At 60.5% G+C, this 19,607-nt stretch carries 15 protein-coding genes; 4 read left to right on the plus strand and 11 right to left on the minus strand.

Annotated features, from left to right (window positions below):
• Positions 1 to 15 precede the first annotated feature (15 nt).
• The 3 genes from AC1DW2_RS40640 to AC1DW2_RS40650 form a co-directional block, all read right to left on the minus strand.
• Entirely contained in the window at positions 16 to 1,215 is a 1,200-nt protein-coding gene (locus tag AC1DW2_RS40640; RefSeq protein WP_477008859.1) for a pyridoxal-phosphate-dependent aminotransferase family protein, read from the minus strand.
• A gap of 113 nt (positions 1,216 to 1,328) precedes the next feature.
• On the minus strand, positions 1,329 to 2,612 hold the full coding sequence (locus AC1DW2_RS40645; protein ID WP_354130670.1) for an MFS transporter: 1,284 nt from the start codon (positions 2,610 to 2,612) through the stop codon (positions 1,329 to 1,331).
• Positions 2,613 to 2,664: 52 nt separating this feature from the next.
• On the minus strand, positions 2,665 to 3,867 hold the full coding sequence (locus AC1DW2_RS40650) for a pyridoxal-phosphate-dependent aminotransferase family protein (RefSeq protein WP_441267874.1): 1,203 nt from the start codon (positions 3,865 to 3,867) through the stop codon (positions 2,665 to 2,667).
• 133 nt (positions 3,868 to 4,000) lie between these two features.
• Here AC1DW2_RS40650 and AC1DW2_RS40655 point away from each other — a divergent pair, with 133 nt between their 5' ends.
• From AC1DW2_RS40655 to AC1DW2_RS40665, 3 genes are all read left to right on the plus strand, one after another.
• The gene (locus AC1DW2_RS40655; RefSeq protein ID WP_304490682.1) at positions 4,001 to 4,738 is read left to right on the plus strand and encodes a GntR family transcriptional regulator; all 738 of its coding nucleotides are present in this window, start codon (positions 4,001 to 4,003) and stop codon (positions 4,736 to 4,738) included.
• 104 nt (positions 4,739 to 4,842) lie between these two features.
• Complete coding sequence (locus AC1DW2_RS40660) at positions 4,843 to 7,818, plus strand: FAD-binding and (Fe-S)-binding domain-containing protein (RefSeq protein ID WP_477008860.1); 2,976 nt, start codon at positions 4,843 to 4,845, stop codon at positions 7,816 to 7,818.
• Positions 7,811 to 8,239, plus strand: a complete 429-nt coding sequence (locus AC1DW2_RS40665) for a GlcG/HbpS family heme-binding protein (RefSeq protein ID WP_477008861.1) — start codon at positions 7,811 to 7,813, stop codon at positions 8,237 to 8,239. Before AC1DW2_RS40660 ends, AC1DW2_RS40665 begins: the two co-directional genes overlap by 8 nt.
• 136 nt (positions 8,240 to 8,375) lie before the next feature.
• Here the strand turns inward: AC1DW2_RS40665 and AC1DW2_RS40670 are convergent, their stop codons facing one another.
• The 8 genes from AC1DW2_RS40670 to AC1DW2_RS40705 form a co-directional block, all read right to left on the minus strand.
• A complete protein-coding gene (locus AC1DW2_RS40670) occupies positions 8,376 to 8,951 on the minus strand; it encodes a hypothetical protein (RefSeq protein WP_477008862.1) in 576 nt (191 codons plus the stop codon).
• Positions 8,952 to 9,593: 642 nt separating this feature from the next.
• The gene (locus tag AC1DW2_RS40675; RefSeq protein WP_477008863.1) at positions 9,594 to 10,952 is read right to left on the minus strand and encodes an MBOAT family O-acyltransferase; all 1,359 of its coding nucleotides are present in this window, start codon (positions 10,950 to 10,952) and stop codon (positions 9,594 to 9,596) included.
• Positions 10,953 to 12,005: 1,053 nt separating this feature from the next.
• Positions 12,006 to 12,884 carry a hypothetical protein gene (locus AC1DW2_RS40680; protein ID WP_477008864.1) on the minus strand — a complete coding sequence of 293 codons (879 nt, stop codon included), beginning with the start codon at positions 12,882 to 12,884 and terminating at the stop codon, positions 12,006 to 12,008.
• A gap of 17 nt (positions 12,885 to 12,901) precedes the next feature.
• Positions 12,902 to 13,192: a hypothetical protein gene (locus AC1DW2_RS40685; protein ID WP_477008865.1), complete on the minus strand. Its 291-nt coding sequence runs from the start codon at positions 13,190 to 13,192 to the stop codon at positions 12,902 to 12,904.
• A gap of 789 nt (positions 13,193 to 13,981) precedes the next feature.
• The gene (locus AC1DW2_RS40690) at positions 13,982 to 14,488 is read right to left on the minus strand and encodes a hypothetical protein (protein ID WP_477008866.1); all 507 of its coding nucleotides are present in this window, start codon (positions 14,486 to 14,488) and stop codon (positions 13,982 to 13,984) included.
• Positions 14,489 to 14,695: 207 nt separating this feature from the next.
• Positions 14,696 to 15,481: a hypothetical protein gene (locus tag AC1DW2_RS40695; RefSeq protein WP_477008867.1), complete on the minus strand. Its 786-nt coding sequence runs from the start codon at positions 15,479 to 15,481 to the stop codon at positions 14,696 to 14,698.
• A gap of 946 nt (positions 15,482 to 16,427) precedes the next feature.
• Complete coding sequence (locus AC1DW2_RS40700; RefSeq protein ID WP_477008868.1) at positions 16,428 to 16,949, minus strand: hypothetical protein; 522 nt, start codon at positions 16,947 to 16,949, stop codon at positions 16,428 to 16,430.
• Positions 16,950 to 16,954: 5 nt separating this feature from the next.
• On the minus strand, positions 16,955 to 17,848 hold the full coding sequence (locus AC1DW2_RS40705) for a hypothetical protein (protein ID WP_477008869.1): 894 nt from the start codon (positions 17,846 to 17,848) through the stop codon (positions 16,955 to 16,957).
• A gap of 542 nt (positions 17,849 to 18,390) precedes the next feature.
• Here AC1DW2_RS40705 and AC1DW2_RS40710 point away from each other — a divergent pair.
• Positions 18,391 to 19,416 carry an acyltransferase family protein gene (locus AC1DW2_RS40710; protein WP_477008870.1) on the plus strand — a complete coding sequence of 342 codons (1,026 nt, stop codon included), beginning with the start codon at positions 18,391 to 18,393 and terminating at the stop codon, positions 19,414 to 19,416.
• Positions 19,417 to 19,607: the final 191 nt, after the last annotated feature.

Genomic DNA, 19,607 nt, shown 5'->3' on the forward strand with positions numbered 1-19,607 from the left:
AGGCCACCTGAGCCTTCAGGCCACCTGAGCCTTGGCCATCGGCACCGCGTCGCGTCCCTTCAGGACGTCCATGGCCGCCAATACGCCGCCGCTCCGGTGCGGAATCTTTGCAAGATCCAGGCCCATCTCGACGCCGGCGAGCGTGCCCATCAGCATCAGATCGTTGAAATGGCCGATATGGCCGATGCGGAACACCTTGCCCTTGACCTTGTTCAGGCCCGTGCCGAGCGACATGTCGAAGTTTTCGAGCACCACCTTGCGGAAGGCGTCGGCGTCATGTCCATCGGGCACGCGCACGCCGGTCAGCGCGGGTGAGTGTGCGGCAGGATCGGCGCACTGCGTCTCCAAGCCCCAGACCTTGACCGCGGCGCGCGTCGCGGCGCTGTGGCGCTTGTGGCGGGTCCAGACATTCTCCAGCCCCTCCTCTTCCAGCATCTTGACCGCTTCACGCAGGCCGTAGAGCAGATTGGTCGCGGGCGTGTAGGGGAAGGTGCCGAGCTTGTTGAAGGAGATGACCTCCTGCCAGTCCCAGTAGGAGCGCATGCCGGGGTTGGCCTTCGCCACCGCGAGCGCCTTTTCCGAGACGGCGTTGAAGCCGAGGCCCGGGGGCAGCATCAGGCCCTTCTGGGAGCCGGCGACCGAGACGTCGATGCCCCAGGCATCGTGCTCGTATTCCATCGAGCCGAGGCCGGAGATGGTGTCGACCATCAGGAGGGCCGGATGCTTGACGCGGTCGAGCAGCTTGCGCACGTCGAGCGGCGGCGTCACGCAGCCGGTCGAGGTCTCGTTGTGGACGACGCAGACCGCCTTGATCGTGTGCTGCTTGTCGGCGGCAACGCGCTTCTCGATCTCGGCGAGATCGGCGCCATGGCGCCAGTCGCTCGGGATGAAGTCGACGTCGAGCTTGAACTTGTCGGCGATGCCGCGCCACAGCACGGCGAACTGGCCGGTCTCGCACATCAAAACCTTGTCGCCGGGGGCGAACACGTTGACCATCGCCGCTTCCCAGGCACCGGTGCCGGACGAGGGGAAGATGATCACGGGCCGCTGCGTGCGGAACACCCGCTGCATCGAGGCGAGGACCGCGAAACCGAGCTCCGCGAACTCCGGACCGCGATGGTCCAGCGTCGGCATGTCCATCGCCCGCAGCACCCGGTCGGGCACATTGGTCGGTCCTGGAATCTGTAAGAAATGCCTTCCAGTGTGCACGGTCATCGGCGTCCTTCCCGGTCTAGCCTTGGTTTTAATGGGCGCCGAATAGCACCATTTGACCAGCTTGTCCCCTCTCAAGACGCCTCCCATGCATAAGCGGCGGGCCTCCGCCGCCCCTACTCCGCGGCCACCACCTTTCCGACCGGCAGGCGCCCCTCGGCCTCCGTAAACGGGCGCTCCGGATGCATCAGGAAGGCGGAGAAGCCACCGAGCAACAGCAGCCCCATCGACATCAGGAACGGCAGGTACCAGTTGCCGGTCGCGTCGATCACGAAGCCGGCAACGAGCGGGGAGACGATGGCGGCGAAGGCCGAGCCGGTGTTCATGAGTCCCGAGGCGGTGCCGGAATATTTCGGGGCGATGTCCATCGGGATCGACCACATCGGGCCGATCACCAGCTCGGCGCAGAAGAAGCCGGCCGACAGGCACAGCGCGACGATCGTGATGTCGTGGACGAACAGGATCGGAAACAGCGAAAGCAGCGCCCCGGTAAATCCCGCAACGGTGACGCTCAGCCGCGCCAGGCGGACATTGCCGGTGCGGTCGAGGATCTTGTCCGAAAGCACGCCGCCGACGCTGTCGCCGACCACGCCGGCGAAGAACACGCCGGAGGCGAACAGCGCCGAGTTCTTGATATCGAGATTGTAGTTGTTCTTGAAGAACAGCGGCAGCCAGTTGAGATAGAGCCACAGGCACCAGCCGTAGCAGAAATAGGTCAGCGTCACTGGCCACATGCGGCCGAGCAACGGCCCCCACGGCACGCGAGGCCGCTCGCCGGTCGGGCGCGGCGGCAGTGCGGCGAGCTCGGCCTCGGTGATGGCGGCGTGCTCCTTCGGCTCGTTACGGAAGTACCAGACCCAGACGACGCCCCAGACCAGGCTGACGAAACCGAGCACGACGAACGCGCCGCGCCAGGTCAGCCAGAGGATGAGCAGCGCCACCACCGGCGGCGTCACGGCGTTGCCGAGCCGGGCGAAGGAATGGGTCAGTCCCTGCGCAAAACCGCGGCGGTTCGCGGGCGTCCAGTATTGCATCGCGCGCGTTGCCGTCGGAAAGGTCGCGCCCTCGCCGAAGCCGAGCGCGAAACGCGCGACGAACAGTGCGGCAAGGCCGTTGACGAAGCCGGTCGAGATGGTCGCCGCCGCCCAGATCATGCCGCACCAGAACAACGTCTTGCGCGGCCCGAAGCGATCACCGACCCAGCCGCCGATCACCTGAAACAGCAGATAGGGATAGGCGAAGGCGGAGAAGACGAGGCCAAGCTGGGTGTTCGACAGACCCAGCTCCTTCTGGATCTCGCTCGCGGCGGTGCCGATGTTCACCCGGTCGACATAGGTGATGAAATACATCGCGCAGAGCATCGCCAAGACGAGATGCGTGGCCTTGAACCGAATTCCCATCTCCACCCTCCCTGACTGTTTTTTATGATTGGCCTTGCGTGTCCCGCGCGACCTAGGTGCCGACCACTTTCAGATGCGGCGGGGCATTGCCCTGCGGGCGCTGCTCCAGCAGCTTCATCGCGGCGTCGACACCGCCGGAGCGATGCGGCACGCCCGCAACCGACAGGCCCATCTCCACGCCGGTCAGCGCGCCGAGCAGCGTCAGCGCGTTGCATTCGCCGAGATGGCCGATGCGGAAGACTTTTCCGGCGACCTTCGACAGGCCCGAGCCGAGCGACATGTTGTAATTTTCGAGCACGATCTTGCGGAACTGATCGGCGTCGTGGCCCGGCGGCATCAACACCGCGGTGAGCACCGGCGAGAACTCCGAGGGTTCCTGGCAGAGGATCTCGAGACCCCAGTGACTGACGGCGGCACGCGTCGCCGCAGCCAGCCGCTGATGGCGCGCGAACACGTTGTCGAGCCCCTCTTCGAGCAGCATCGCGATCGCCTCGCGCAGGCCGTAGAGCAGATTGGTCGCTGGCGTGTAGGGGAAGAAGCCGTTGGCGTTGGGCTTGAGCATCTCCTCCCAGTCGAAATAAGAGCGCGGCATCTTGTTGGTCTTCGCGGCTGCGCGCGCCTTCTCCGAGATCGCGTTGAAGCCGAGACCGGGCGGCAACATGAAACCCTTCTGCGAGCAGCTCACGCTGACGTCGACCTTCCATTCGTCGTGGCGGTAGTCGACCGAGCCGAGCGAGGAGATGGTGTCGACCATCAGCAGCGCCGGATGCGCGGTGCGGTCAATCGCGGCGCGGATCTCGGCGATGCGGCTGGTCGCGCCGGTCGAGGTCTCGTTGTGCACGACCATGACGGCCTTGATCGCGCGCGCCTTGTCCTCGGTGAGCTTCGCCTCGATCAATGCGGGATCGGCGCCGCGGCGCCAGTCGCCGGGCACGAAGTCGACCTCGATGCCGAACCGCCCCGCCATCTGCCGCCACAGGGTGGCGAAATGGCCGGTCTCGACCATCAGCACCTTATCGCCAGGCGACAGCGTGTTGACGATCGCGGCCTCCCAGGCGCCCGTCCCCGACGAGGGGAAGATCACCACCGGGCCCGCGGTCTGGAAAATTGTCTGGCTGCCTTCGAGCACGGCGCGGCCGAGCTCGCCGAATTCTGCGCTCCGGTGGTCAATGACCGGCATGTCCATGGCGCGGAGGACGCGCTCGGGGACCGGGCTCGGGCCTGGAATCTGAAGGAAATGGCGTCCCTGGTGCATGAAAACCTCCCTGTCGGCGGACTCTAGCCAGCTTCGGAGGCCATTTTGCATTCATTTTTTGTCATTTCAATTGAATTTTGGTATTCGTTCGTGAACATCGACGCGATCAAACAGGCAAACTATTGTGCTGCAAATGAAATCCACGATTCCCGACACCGGGGTTCCGATCGCCCCACCAGCCGCAAATGGCGGCGACCGCCAGGAGGCCTCGCTTCACGGCGAGATCCTGCTGCGGCTGCGCGACTACGTGGTCGAGGGCAACATTCCCGACGGCGCGCGCGTTCCCGAGCGGCAGCTCTGCGCGATGCTCGGGATCTCCCGCACGCCGTTGCGCGAGGCCCTGAAAGTGCTCGCTTCCGAGGGCCTGATCGAGCTTCTGCCCAACCGCGGCGCGCGCGTCCGCCAACTTAGCCAGCGCGACCTCGAGGAGCTGTTCGACGTCATGGCGGGGCTGGAGAGCCTTGCCGGGCGCCTCGCCTGCGAGGCCATTACGGATGAGGAAATCACCGCGATCGAGCAGCTGCATTACGAGATGTACGGGCACTATCTGCATCGCGACATGCACGGCTATTTCCAGACCAACCAGCGCATCCACGAAAGCATCGTCGCGGCCGCGCGCAACGAGACGCTGAAGAGCGCCTACGCCAACTTCGCAGGCCGCATCCGCCGGGTCCGCTACTCCGCCAATTTCGCCCGCAAGCGGCAGCGCTGGGCGGAAGCGATGCGCGAGCACGAGACCATCCTCGACGCGCTGCGCCGCCGCGCCGCCAGCGAGCTCAGCGACATCCTGTTCCAGCACCTGCGCAACAAGCGGGCGGCCGCAATCGAGCACCTGACCGAACCCCAAGAGGACGCGCCGGCCTCACCCTGAGGGGCGGCCGACTTGCTCATTTTGAATTCATAATATAATCGGTCATGAGAAATAATGAATAACTCAGTAAGGCTGGGCCTCGCTGGGTCAATCCGGGACCAGGGATGACAAACGCCTCCTCGCTCGAACGGCGCCTGCGCGCGGAAATGACCGGCGACGTCCTGTTCGACGGCTTCAGCCGCGGCCGCTATGCCACCGACGCCTCGTTTTACCAGATCATGCCGGCCGGCGTGGTCGTGCCCAGGACCATGGACGAGGCCCTCAAAGCGCTGGCGATTGCCCGCGACGAGGGCATCAAGGTCGCCCCGCGCGGCGGCGGCACCTCGCAATGCGGCCAGACCGTCAATGACGGCCTCGTGGTCGATCTCTCGAAGCACCTCAACCGCATCCTCTCGCTCGACGTCGCGGGCCGCACCTGCGTGGTCGAGCCCGGCATCGTGCTCGACGACCTCAACCGTCAGCTCAAGAAGCACGGCCTGTGGTTTCCGGTCGACGTCTCCACGGCCTCGCGCGCCACCATCGGCGGTATGGCCGGCAACAATTCCTGCGGCGGCCGTAGTCTGCGCTACGGCACGATGCGCGACAACACGCTGTCGATGGAGGCGGCGCTCGCCGACGGCACGCTGGGCCGCTACGGCGAGGTGTCGCGCGATCTCTCCGATCTCGATGCGAACGACAGCGCGCGCGCCCTGTTCCGCGACATGCTCGATCTCGGCGCCCGTGAGGCCGACGAGATCGCCGCGCGCTTTCCCAAGGTGCAGCGCCGTGTCGGCGGCTACAATCTCGATGCGCTGACGCCGCGCAATGCGCGCAACAACATGGCGCATCTCCTGGTCGGCTCGGAAGGCACCCTCGCCTTCACCACCAAGGTCGAGCTGAAGCTGTGGCCTGTCATCCGCAACAAGGCGCTCGGCATCTGTCATTTCGGCAGTTTCTACGAGGCGATGGACGCCGCCCAGCACCTGGTCAAGCTCAAGCCGATCGCGGTCGAGCTGGTCGACCGCACCATGCTCGCGCTCGGCCGCGACATCGCGATGTTCAGGCCGATCATCTCCGCCGCCATCAAGGGCGATCCGGATGCCGTTCTGGTGGTCGAATTTGCCGAAGAGGACCAGGCGGACAATCTGGTGCGCCTCAAGCAACTCGGCGAATTGATGGGCGATCTCGGCTTCGGCTGGAATAACGACCAGCGCAAATGGGGCGGCGTGGTCGAGGTCACCGAGCCCGCGCTGCAAAGCGGCATCGCCGATTTCCGCGCCGCCGGCCTCAACGTCATGATGTCGATGAAGCAGGAGGGCAAGCCGGTCTCGTTCGTCGAGGATTGCGCCGTGCCGTTGCCGCATCTCGCCGACTACACCGCGCGCTTGAGCGAGGTTTTCGCCAAGCACGGCACCAGCGGCACGATGTATGCGCATGCCTCCGAGGGCTGCCTGCACGTACGGCCCGTGCTGAACCTAAAGCTTGAGAAGGACGTCAAGGCGATGCGGGCCATCGCCGAGGAGGCCTTCGCGCTGGTGCGCGAGTACAAGGGCTCGCATTCCGGCGAGCATGGCGATGGCCTGGTGCGCTCTGAATTCCACGAGACCATGTTCGGCGAGCGTCTCGTCGCCGACTTCAGGGAGGTGAAGCAGCGCTTCGATCCCGAAGGCGTCCTCAATCCCGGCAAGATCGTCGATGCACCCCGGATGGACGATCGCTCGCTGTTCCGCTTCAAACCCGACTACCGCGTCAACGAGTTGAAGACGAAGCTGGATTGGTCCGCCTATCCCGGCGCCGGCGGCGGTTTCCAGGGCGCGGTCGAGATGTGCAACAACAACGGCGCCTGCCGCAAGCTCGAGGGCGGCGTGATGTGCCCGTCCTACCGCGCGACGCGCAACGAGAAGGACGTCACCCGCGGACGCGCCAACAGCTTGCGGCTCGCAATCTCCGGCCAGCTCGGCCCCGACGCGTTGTCCTCCGACGAGATGATGGAGACCCTAAAGCTCTGCGTCTCCTGTAAGGCCTGCCGCCACGAATGCCCGACCGGCGTCGACATGGCCAAGATGAAGATCGAGGTGCTCGCCGCCCGCGCTGCGTCCCATGGCCTGACCCCGCGCGACCGCCTGGTCGGTTACCTCCCGCGCTATGCCGGTCTCGCATCGCGCTTCGCGCCGCTCGCCAATTTGCGTAACCGCAGCCCGCTGCTGCGAAACCTGTTCGAGCGCTTTGCCGGCATCAGCGCGCGCCGCGCCCTGCCCGCCTTCCGCAGCGACGTGTTCGTGCAGCCCGCGGAAGCGGTTGGGCCGGAGACCGGCCGCGAAGTCGTGTTGTTCACGGACACCTTCAATCGCATCTACGAGCGCGAAAATCTCGACGCCGCCCTCCGCGTGCTCGCGGCGGGCGGTTATCGCGTGCACCTGCCCAAGCCGGCGGGCAGCAGTCGCCCGCTCTGCTGCGGCCGTACATTCCTCTCAGCCGGTCTCGTCGACGAAGCCAGGGCCGAGCTCGACCGCCTGGTGGCCGTGTTCGCGCCCTTTGCCGCCCGCGGCGTGCCGATCGTCGGCCTCGAGCCGAGCTGCCTGCTGACGCTGCGCGACGAGCTCGCCTCGCTGCGCAAGGACAACGATGCCAGGGCCGTCGGCGCCCACGCGCTGACTTTCGAGGAATTTTTGGTGCGCGAAGCCGAGGCCGGCCGGCTGCAACTGCCGCTCGGCACCGTCGCCGACAAGGCCGTCGTCCATGGCCATTGCCATCAAAAATCCTTCAGTGCCTTCAATCCGGTCGAGCAGGTGTTGCGCCTCATTCCGGGCCTGAAGATCGAGACCATCGAATCGAGCTGCTGCGGCATGGCCGGCGCCTTCGGTTACGGCGCGGATACCTACGATGCCTCGATGGAGATGGCCGAGCTGTCGCTGCTGCCCGCCGTGCGGCGCGCCGACCAGACTACGCTGGTCGTCGCCGACGGCACCTCCTGCCGGCATCAGATCCACGACGGCGCCCAGCGCGAAGCGCTTCACGTCGCGCGCGTGCTGGCGATGAGCCTCGACCGCGCCGGAGCAAATTCCACTTCTCACACCAAAAAGGAAACCAGCCATGGCTGACCTCACGCTCGACACCGCCCGCAAGATCCTCGACGCCGCCTTCGCAAAATCCACCGAGCTGAAGCTCAAGCCGCTGGTCGTCACCATCCTGGACGCACGCGGCGTGCTCAAGATCGCCGCGGCGCAGGACGGCACCAGCCTGATGCGCGCCGAGATCGCCCACGGCAAGGCCTATGGTGCGCTCGCCATGGGCATGGGCTCGCGCGCCTTGTACCAGCGCGCACAGGAGCAGGCCTATTTCATCGATTCCGTGAACACCATCGCCAAGGGCGCACTGGTGCCGGTCCCCGGCGGTGTGCTGATCATGGATGGCGCAACGCTGCTCGGTGCCGTCGGCGTGTCCGGCGACACCTCCGACAATGACGAGGCCTGTGCCGTGGCAGGCATCTTGACCGCCGGCCTCACGGCCAATGGCGGATAGCAGTTGTCCACGCCGAGAGCGAAATACGGAATTGGTCGATAGGCCAACGATGTCATGTTCTGGCCATGTTCTGGCCGGTTACAGCAGCTTACCCTCAGCATCTCGGTCCCATTCGAGCTCGCATAGAACTTGCGCCTCAATCGACGTGTCGCTGTGGAAGTTCTTCGCATGCTCTGCCATCCTTAGCTTCGTACGTCACTTTGGGAGGCTTGGGAGCTGCTCCCTTGGCTCGCTCGATCCTAGGCTGCCCGGCACGCTTACGCCGCCAGATACCGTCCGCAATGGCATCCAAATCCTCTTTAGAAGGCGTCCACCGGTTCTCGCGTTCCCATTTCTCGCGATTGAGCTTGGGGGTGAGATCAACGATTTTGGTTTGCGGCTTCCTCAGAGCCTCCGCCAGTGCCATGCCCGTTTCGAGCGCGACAAAGCCAGAAGCCACGAGGTCTTTGTGCACCTGCCCCTGGTCGTCGAAGGTTAGGTAGCTCCCCTGCACCCGCTCGATCCGAACCGGCTTCTTGCCCTCGTTCTCGAGGATCATGTCAGCAACCTTCTGCTTCGTGCCGGCATACTGGGGCATGGCGTCTTTGCCGCGGATCAGCCCCGTCATCACGCGCTGCGAGATGCTTTGAAGGCCGTTTTCAGCGAAAAGATAAAAGCGAATTGAAGGGCCCATTGAATCCGCCCTGGGATGAAAAGCAGCATGTTTTCGCATGTCGATGCACTCGGCAAGATCAAAGGGATCGGAGAATTCCGTGGCTCATAGGACGGCCGGAAAATGACAACCTATCGCTGTCTCGGAAATGCGTGCCTTCTGTCGAAGAAAGTTGTTTGCGCTTTCCACGCGCCGGCCGATCGTTCGACGACCGTATTTGCCGGAGGAGAACTGATGCAGCCCTATCGATATGAGCACGACGGACACGTGATCGAAATGCGACGGAGCTAACTGAGGTGGTGTTTGGTGGGCCTATGCCGACGGCCAGCCGGATGGACGGGTCTTCCCCTACGAGCCGGATGAGCCCCCAGAGCCGCAGCGGTCGTTCAGCCCCTAGGCCGTAGCCCTAGCGGCCGCCCCTCCAATGCCGCCACGTCGCAAGTGGGACGTGACCTAATCTTGTCAGCGTTTCGTCAGTTTGTTGTCGGCTACAGAATGGCTAGGTACGCGACCAACCGGATCTGCTAGAACCTTGGCTGTCTTGCAGCTTCACTCAAACCAGCGGAAGGACAAGTTCTCCGCGGATGCCCTCACGCTGTCCTAGCACGAGCGTATTGCCGCTACGCGGCCAACTTGAGTGCGGCGAGCGCTGCGACCGTCGCGATCCGGAATTTTGATCATCCAAAACATCTGGGTGGACCTTTAGAACTGAAAATAGATAAAAGCCGACTCCGGACCGGCCTCGACATACGTCAAAGCGACGAGTGCGCCGTACGCAAACGGCTCGACCGCTCTCGCCCATGCGCCCTGTGGCTTCCGCGGTAAGATCAAATGCTGAAGAATGACGGGCAGCGAATAGGCCAGCGCGAGGGTCCGGTATATCTTCGGCGGATTCTGGATGTCATTCTCCGTAAAGAGACCGGCGAAGTAGCTTGCCGCCTGGCTGAACTCCGGGAGCTTGAAAAATATCCAAAGCAACGACACCGCAAGAAAGATCACCGCAGCCCTGAGGGCCTGGAGAACGGGTGATTTGATACTGTCCAACTTGTCTAGAAATGGGCGCTCAATCGCCAGCAATACGCCGTGCATCGAGCCCCAAACCAGGTAGCTCAGGCCTGCCCCGTGCCATAAACCACCTAGGCCCATGACAGCTATCAGGTTGAAGTAGGTACGCCCCCGCCCATGTCGGCTGCCTCCCAACGGAATGTAGAGATAATTTCGAAGCCAGCTCGACAGTGAAATATGCCAGCGACGCCAAAACTCCGCGATCGATCGCGAGATGTACGGCCTATTGAAATTCTCCGGCAAGCGATACCCGAAGAGCAGCGCAAGGCCGACAGCAATCGACGAGTAGCCGAAGAAGTCGGCATAGATCTGGTAGCTGTAGAGGAAGATCAGAAGCCATTTGTCGCCCGTCTTCACCGTTTCAAACAGAGGGTACGCCATGTAGGACGTCATCTCGTTCAGATTATTGGCGCAAAATAGCTTGAAGAAATAGCCAAGCACCAGCCAGCGCGAGGCTTCCGCGAAGGGGACTTTGGATATGTGCTTCACCTCGATTTGCGGGAAGAAATTCCGAGCCTGCGTGATCGGCCCCGAAATCAGTTGGGGGAAGAAGATTACGTAGAGCAATATCTCCCACAGAGTCGCAGGCCGACCTTGCTTCGGAAGATCGACCAAGAGGCTGATGTTATGGAAAACGAAAAACGAAATCCCAATCGGCAGAGGAAGGTTCAGCAGGAAGTCGCTAACTGCGCTGCCCGACGAGATCGGCGGGGCAACGAACAGGAACTTGTATTTAAAGAAGGCAAGTAAGCCGAAGTTGAAGACGATGCCTAGCATCGTCCAGGCGCCACCCCACTTGATGGAAAGGGCTAAAAAGGCCCATGTTCCAACCACGGCAACCATGAGCAATGGCAGCAATTCGGGTTGCCCATAGCCATAAAAGAAAAAGCTGGCCGTCACCAGCACATAGACCTGCAGCCCTCGGGCGAACGGCAGATAATAGATGGCGAAGACAACGGAGACGAAAACCGCGAATTGCCAGGAAGTGAAGGTCATTAAATGTATTTATCGCCGAGGAAGTTCCGTCTTTTAGTTGTTGAAGGATGTTCTGACAATTAGTCGAAAGGCCAAAGGAAACGGCAAATGCAAAATCCGACCCCTGCCGGCGTCCTGATCGCGGATGGCTGGTGTGCTGCTTCAGCCAAGCGGCACTAATGCTTCGCGGGTGGTGCGCCGCGCCTCTCCTGCTTGAAGGTGGTCTGCCGAAGCGACAGCGCTATGCTCAACACACAAGTGCGGATGAGTCAGGCGGCCTCAGCTGGAGGCTGAAGCCTTTTGGGGGTTCTACTCCGGCTTCAGGGCGGCGTAGGGGACACCGGAGCAAGTGGCCAATTCGCTAGATTGCCACTTGTTCCCGACTCGAAAAACGATCCCAAGTTCTTATCTTCGCCCCATGCGTATGGCGTACGAGCTATGCCTAGCGACCGCCGCCAAGCAAGTTCCTTCAGAGCCTGACTGGATCCACGAAGTAAAACACGACGGCTACCGAATGCTGGTCATTCGGGAGGACAGTCGAACTGATATCGACCACAACTGCGCGAGCGTCGCCGAGTTGAGGCCTCCTGTCTCTATCGACTTTGCTGAACGACGTGGCGCGTAAACATGAAATGAGGAGAATGCTGCCTCATTGTCCGCTTCGCTGTCTTCTATAGCGGGCGCATCACTCTCCCTAACGATCGCATGACGTTCCTGTGTCGCGACTAACTGATACGAGTAAGGCGGGTCATGGGGTAAATGGCCCGCGCCGAAGATCTCCCCCGCCATCACGGCAGGCGCTAGGTAGATGCAATTCGCGGATCCCTTGGGACATGCGGTCGCGATAATGCGCCAGCTTCCATCGATACCTGCCTTCGTTATCCAAGAGATGCGTGCTCGGTCGAAATCTACAGCTTGCATTGTTGATGCTCCCGAGCTGCCACGACGAGATGCAACAAGGCTGGCGAAGCCTACTCCGACAAGTAATACGCGACGGCGCCTCATGCCTATCATCTATCGGAACACAACGGCGAGAACCGGCCAAGCGCTACCGTAGCTCGCTTGTGCCGATCGTTAGGGGAACGCCTTTGATCGCTCGCTGATGGCCTGCTCGATCGCCCTCGCCGCCATTACTGCGGATCGTTCGTCGAAATGCGCTCCATCCGGCCATCGCAACTCGCTTTTGGCAATCGTCAGATGTAGCCATTCATGCGGATCCTCAAAACGTCCCAACGCGATGCGCCGAGTGTCCTGAGCAACCCGCGTTTGATCCAATTGGTCGGCATATGGCAGTTCAAACAGCAACACCCGCGCGCCCAACTCTCGAGCAGAGGACACTAGTTGGGCAAGCTGCTCGACGTTGCTCTGCAAAACAGCAGTTGCATCCTGACCATATCCCTTAACGACCCGATCGAGATACACTTGGTTGTCGTATTCTCGAGGCGGCTCCTTCAGGAGCCGGTTGGCATCCGCGTTGAAGTAGGTTCGATCGGCGGGCGCGTGGCGCCAGTTTTCGTAGGCGGCAACGGCCATCCGAACGGGGCGAAAAAAGAAATCGTGCCCCGAGGTCGAAAACTTCCTGACAAGCGTCTCGTCCACGACGTTAGACAGCAAATTTGTTTCGACAAGAATGGTCTTGGGAAGACTTCGAGGGTCCAGCAGGATGACCCGCAAAGCGGTTAAAGGCGACCCGCCGGCGATCCCGAGATTTCTTACGCGCAAGGTAGCAAAATGCTCTTCTCTAATTCGCGCTGTTAGAGAGCTTCCAAGCAGGACCACATCAGGGGTCGGCCCACTTCGGTATCGATTGAGCGCGATAAGGGCGTTATCTTTTGCGGTTGGCGCCAACGTCACCATCGGCAGCCAAGGCTTTGCAGCGGCACAAATCACCAGGATCAGTGCTGCCGTCCCTGCGCATTGTAGAAGCCATCTAAAGCCGGATCTGTCAGGCATTTTCGGGCCCACGACTATCAATCGGCTTCCTCTCGGTTGATCTTCCTCAGGCCAAGGAAAACGCCAGCAACAGCCCCCAAGCCGGTGATGACCAACAAGACGTTTGCGGCGGTCTCTTGGCTGGATCTGAGCCGCTTGAGCTGACTGGCTTCCCAACACAGGCGCTGTGTCGCGGAATAATCGTATCCGTCGGGACAAACGAACGCGCCCGCCTTGTTCCAACCGGGAGAAACAGGTTGCTGCGCCAATGCATTGGTAGTCAGCAGAGGGCAAAATGCGATCACAAGCGCGGCGACCATCAGTTTCACGGGGATATCCTCCTTCAGCGGGTGATCGTCCCATGTACACAATTAACAGGTGCTGGACGAGGACAAACGAAAAGCCCGCTAGCGTGAACCGACGGGCCTTTGTCACTCGTTGGCACCGAAGCCCGCGCTCGCCTTCTTCTCACTGGAATGTCGCACTCAGTTGCCAAAGCTGGCGAACGATGTGGGGGATTCCACTTGAACAGCACGCAAGCTCACCTTTTGAGGGTTCTGTTCTCCGTAGGCCTGACCGCTTTCGTTGGCGCGGGGACATTCGTCGTAATCCGATACCTTGGCTGCGTTGTCGGAGTAAGTGACCCTCGCTGGACTATTCGAGGGCGAACTTAGGCGCGAGTTTGAAATCGCCCTACCAAGGAAGATAGAGCGCAACGAACAGCCCGAGGCCGGCAAGAAGTATTGCCCACGCGACGGGCCTGACGATTGCGATGCGGTCCACGGTAAGCCCCTGGATTGAAACGAAGTGCTGGTGGTGTCTCAGTGAGACACTACCGTCCAGTTCGCCCTGGGACTTGGACCAGCCCGAATAGCCGCCCTTCCCGTACCCGAACATGAGACCCTTTTGCCGCGAAACCGGCCCAGCTACCCCGGAAATTCCGGTCCACACGTGCGGACTGCGGCAACGACCATATCGCTAATCGTCAGACGCGACCTGCGACGGTCAAGCTCGCCCCGCTGGGGTGATCAGCGGGTCCTCGCTCAGCCATCTGAGCTTGTTGTCGATCATCATGAGATTCTTGCCGATCTCTTTGAGGGCATCCTCGGCCTCAAACGTCATTTTGGGAGGCTTGGGAGCAGCCCCTTTGGCTCGCTCGATCTTAGCTGCCCGGCGCGCTTACGCTGCCAGATATCGTCCGCAATGGCGTCCAGATCCTCTTTCGACAACGTCCACCGGTTCTCGCGCTCCCACTTCTCGCGATTGAGCTTGGGGGTGAGATCAACGATCTTGGTTTGCGGCTTACTCAGAGCCTCCTCCAGTGCCATGCCCGTTTCGAGCGCTGCAAACCCAGAGGCCACGAGATCCTTATGCACTTGGCCATTCTCGTCGAATGTTAGGTAGCTCCCCTGCACCCGCTCGATGCGAACCGGCCTCTTGCCCTCGTTCTCCAGGATCACGTCAGCCACCTTCTGCTTCGTCCCAGCGTACTGCGGCATGGCGTCTTTGCCGCGGATCAGACCCGTCATCACGCGCTGCGAGATGCTCTGAAGACTGTCTTCCGCGAAGAGATAAAACCGAACTGAAAGGCCCATGCGCTCCGCCTTGCCCGATCGAGCGGACATGTTTCCGCACGCTGGCGAAATCGGCAACTACTAAAAGATGGGAGATCTCCGACCGTCTACCCGCCGACAGGTCCTCAAAGCGTTCGCAGTCCAGCCTCTATTGCCTCGATATCCTGCTCCACCTGCGCGATCGATGATCGGTAGTCGAAGCCCCGTCCTGGCTTCAAGACGATCCGACGCGCCGCATCGAAGCGCTGCGGGGCGCCCTTAATCTTCGAATCCGAGCCGGGACTCATAGCGCGGGCTGTAGACGAGCAACGGTACGACAAGTGCCGCGCCGGCGATGACGATCACAATAGCCACATCCGCAACGTTGGCTTCCCGGCCGACCAAGCCCTTGAAGTGTCCAACAACCATGGCCACCATGAAGGTTGAGATCGACGCGAGTGCGAACCAGAGGGCGGGTATGAAGAAGGCTCGCCAGACGTGAATCATTTCGTAAAAAAGAACGATGTGTGCTTGGCTTGGAGGTCGCTGGACTGACCATGTCTTCGGCAATCGGATGCCATCCGCTTTTTGCCCTTCCGGCGTCGAACCCGTCCAAAACTCAGCCGGCATCAGAAGACTGTCGTAGGACATTAGCGTGGCTGCCGTCAGTGCGAGCGCAATGAGCGCCAAGACGAACCCGAAGACGATCAGCCATAGGGCCGTCATAGCAGTTACGCCCCAAATCGTGCTGGAGAACAAAAACCCCGCGTTGACAACAAACGCACCGAGAAAGAACTTAGCCACATAATACTTGGATTTGATCTTATCTTTCAAATCCTTGAGGATATCCTCTGATTTCTCGGTGAGCATCCAGAGAAGGGTTGCCGTCCCTTCTTCGTCCAGCGCCATGCAGGCCGCCTCAGAGCCCCCGAGGGGCAGGGTGTCGGCCGGTAAACGTTTCCTTGCCAACTCCCTCGCGATGACTGTCAACATAGGCTGGTGGCCAATAATGACAATCGCGGATCGATCGATCACGCTCGGTAGCTTTTCGGCGAGCGATTTCACGACTGCTGCTGAGGATGCCCGCTCAGAGTTAGGATCCAGTGTTATTAGTCGGTGTAAAGAGCACCGAGGGCCAGATCTTCTTCTAATGGCGTGTTTGTATGCTTCAGCAGTCTGGACAGCCACAGTGTGCGGGCTATGCCAAACTTCGGTGATGTTGATTGCGAGACCACCTAGCTCATCCAGAACACGGTTTGCGATCGCAAGCGTACGTGGAAGCCCCGGCTCCTCGTAAGCGGGCTTCACCTCACCTAATGGCTGCTTCCAACCTGTCATAGACTGTTCGGCTTCCATGATGTTGGACCCAACATTACGATGAGCGTGCCGAACCAAGATCACGCATCGCCGTTTAGCTGACAGGGTGGTACCCATCGGCGCGGTCCTCCAAATTCAGACAGCCAGTCGAGTGAGAACGCGAGCAAGTTCGACAAGCGACTGTCGCCAAAACTTACATCCCCGGCCTGTGCCGGAATGTGAAATAGAACACGTGTGCTCTAGCGATCCGATCGCCTGAGGCGCCAAAAGAAAGAGAAGGTCCCGCGCCGGATGATAGCCGCGACGTTCTGACGGCATAGGTCGAAACACCGCACTTCGGTCAAGCTGGCTGCCCTGTTATTCCTCTTCAGGTTGCGATTTGGCTGCAGTACGCTGCATCCGCCCTTCCGACGGCGTGCCGTGGGTCAACCACCGAGAGCCAGCAAAACCGGCCAGAGGCTTGCAAGGAGCCAGCGTATCAGGCCGAAACTGGCCCAAATGCCCATCAACGTAATGACGGCCTGAGGATTTCTAAAGATCATCACGTGCCAACTTAACACCCATCGGAAATCCCCGTACAGAGCCGAATGGGTAGAAAGCTGTGAGAACAAGCCTGCTTCAGTTAGCGGCCCGCCAGTGGCAGCTGACGAGCCCGCATCGTATGTCGATATCTAACGATTCTAGACCGGCTGGTTCAGGACCCGAGGCTCTCCGAAACAATCTCGACGCGCGACATGGTCCCGTCGAGATAGGCTGGGGCGTCGAGAGGCAACGGCGTGCGAATATCGCCGTACGTCTTCATGGGATTGTCCTTGTTGTAAGCGGCAATCATGCGCTTTGCACAAGCCGGTACGCCAGCACGATCGACACGGCGCTCTACCAGCTCAAGAAAGAGATCCCCGACGATTTCGTCGCGAGCGCTCCCTTGGAGGTACCGGGTTGCCAGGCTGTAGAGCCATTCGTAATCGCCATCCTGCGGCACATAAAGCGGGATATCGGAATTTGGAACGAACTCACTCGGCGGTTCAAGCTGCAACCCTTTGATCTGCGCGACGCTGCCGGTTCTTAGCATGCTCCGAAATGTTATCGGGTCTCGCGCCGCTTTCGCCAGGCGCTCGTTTACATCGGGCCGCTTCACTCTGAGAGTTCGCAGTTGCAGGCCGGAGATCACCGACCGCTTGCCAGCGGCTGGCGTCGTGAGTTGCGTAAAGCTCATTCCGGTCAACAGTCCGCGCTCGACAGTCTGATCGTCTCTTCCGTCACCTTTGCACCGGTGAATGCCCGTCGGCAGGTGATGCAAGCGCGTGTACCATTCCGAGAGTCGACTTTGACGTCGTCGGTAAGGGCGTGACCGTATTTGCAATGGGTTTGGCGTCCTCGAGATCCAGCAGCTGTTGCGAGCCTGGAATTTCTGGTGATGATGGGCTTGAACTTGGTCTCCCATGCCGGATTGCGCTGCCGATACAGCCTCAACCTGATCGTATCATACCCGCTCAGCAGCTTCCGCAACGAGGCACCTAGGTTTAACCACTTTTCGATAAGTGCGATGTCGTCTGGCGTGAGATGTGCTGAACCCTTGGAGAGGTTTAGACGCGCCTCGATTTTGGGCGGCTCGGTGACAGTCGTATCCTCCGTCAGATAGCGACCGACGCCGTTCCAGCTGCGTACGCATGTATCGCACCATTTATGATCCCATTTCCGCTCAGTATGCATTCTTGCGGCGACTTGAACTGACAATGGGTACCCTCGGTTGCAGGCGGTGCGACTGGCCACGGTGCGATTGTACACTCCCTCAAGAATCCAAGACTTGCCATTGCTCTTCACAAGAGCGCGGGCCTTCTCACCCCATTTAGGATGCAATTCGCAATGCCTGTGAAATGCCTCCGCCGAGCAAATCGGCGGTTCGCCGGCGCCGCCTGTGAGCATCCGAAGCGACTGGCCAGCTTCTAGCCTCGCCATGAACGTGTCAGCTTCGGTCGGGTTCATGGTGAACACTTCGCCATTCACGACCGCCGAAAAGCAGCCGTGACAAAACCTGCGAAGGCGGGAGCGGCCTCCATAACCGAAACTCGACAGCGGCAGGTTCTGCTCACATCGACGACACAGCTTCATCATGACCGTCTCCATGGTCGGCGCGGAATGCGCGCCGCGAAACTGAATCCTGAATCGCGGCTAGCCGGTGACGCCTATCGCCCTCAAGATTTCACATTGAGGTGCGTCGAACGTGAGTCGCGGGATAGCAGGCTGATTCAGGATCTCGTTTACGAGTTCGATTTTGAATCCGGCTCGCCATCTTGGTCGCGGAAGGGACCGTGGAGTCGAAACAGGGCACTGTATTCCTCCTCAATTTCCCCGACCCGTTCCAACATCGTCCAAATGATCTCGTTCATGGCCGAACCGCCGGGCTCCTCGATTACCTCTGTCAGAAGTGCGAGAGCATCTCCCAGCCTTTTGACCGCACCCAAAGTCCGCTCCATCCTGCAAAGGTGAGCAGGCGCCGGTGTGCGGCTGACGAAGCGCGGCAAACAGGCCAAACGATTGACACAACTGCCTGATCTCTGAGGAATGTCGGATTAGAACCGGCATCGAGTTTTGGCATTACAGGCAGGCATGGCGTACGCTTGCGCACAAAATAGCTGCGCAGTTGAGGGGCGACGATGACGGGTTTGCAGCGCGATCTGGGTTTTATACCGAGGCTAGAGGCGCTTCGCGGCCTCGCTGCCGTATCTGTCGTGGCCTATCATGCCTTCGCCCAATTTATCGATTCACACGTCACTGGCCTCGCGCCTGTTGTCCTGTTCTTTGTGCTGAGCGGCTTTGTGTTGGCGCGCTCTCTCGCAAGGGGGCCGACCATAGGAGAATTTTTCCGCCATCGAGTATTTCGGCTGTTTCCTGCCGCTATCGCAGCCGTGCTTTTGCTCACCGCTCTGCATGCTCAGTTTGGCTTCTACGTCGGCTTTCTGCCGGACTTCTCCACCGTCAACGTGCTTATGAACGCCCTCATGCTCAAGCACGACATCAACGGGCCCATGTGGTCAATGACTGTAGAGATTTTAGCCACGCCGCTCATCTTGCTTTCCTTCTGGATCTGCCGGCGCCATGGGTGGCGAACGATGTTGCCGTTTGCGATGATCTTATTCGGTCTCTCCTTCATCGGCCCTTATGTTCACCTGCTCGGCGGCTTTTCCAATCTTGCCCCTCTCTATGCCTTTATAGCTGGCGTGATGTTGCACTTTGCGGGCAGCCAGTTGGTGAAGTCATCTCGCGACAGTTCGGTTTGGATCGCCGCGCTATTCTCCGGTGCCCTGCTTCTCTATTGCGGGTTTCAGAAACAAACGGCGCCGATCATTCTGCTCGAGACTATTAGCTCGGGCGGCTTGATCGCAATCATAAGCTTTGCCCCTATTAGTCTGTTCAGCTTCCTGGATGCTGGCGTAAGTCGTTTTTTTGGCCAAGTTTCCTACAGCTTCTATTTGCTCCACATGATTGGACTGTCTGTGGCGCTGCGGATCACCAGCGTTGCCGGTTGGCCAGTGGCGTCTGCATTCCTCACGACGGTGCTCGCCATTGCACTTACGACGCCACTCGCTTGGCTCTCCTGGCGATACATCGAGCGACCGTTCGTGCGATGGGGCAGAAGTTTCGGCCAACCTGCGCAGGTCGCACCTGAACCCGCGGCGTAGTAGCAATAGGACGGGCTCTGATGACGCCGAGACCGGCGAAAAGCTCCGCGCAGCACTCGAAAAGTGAGGCGTCGAGTTCATTTCGGAGAATGGAGGCGGAGCCGGCGTGAGGATGAAGAAGCGAAGCACAAAGCGTTGACGTCGGTCAGGTCGTCGATGATGGATTATCTAAGCCAAGGAAAGATCGGCAA

Source organism: Bradyrhizobium sp. P3_C3 (assembly GCF_056402655.1).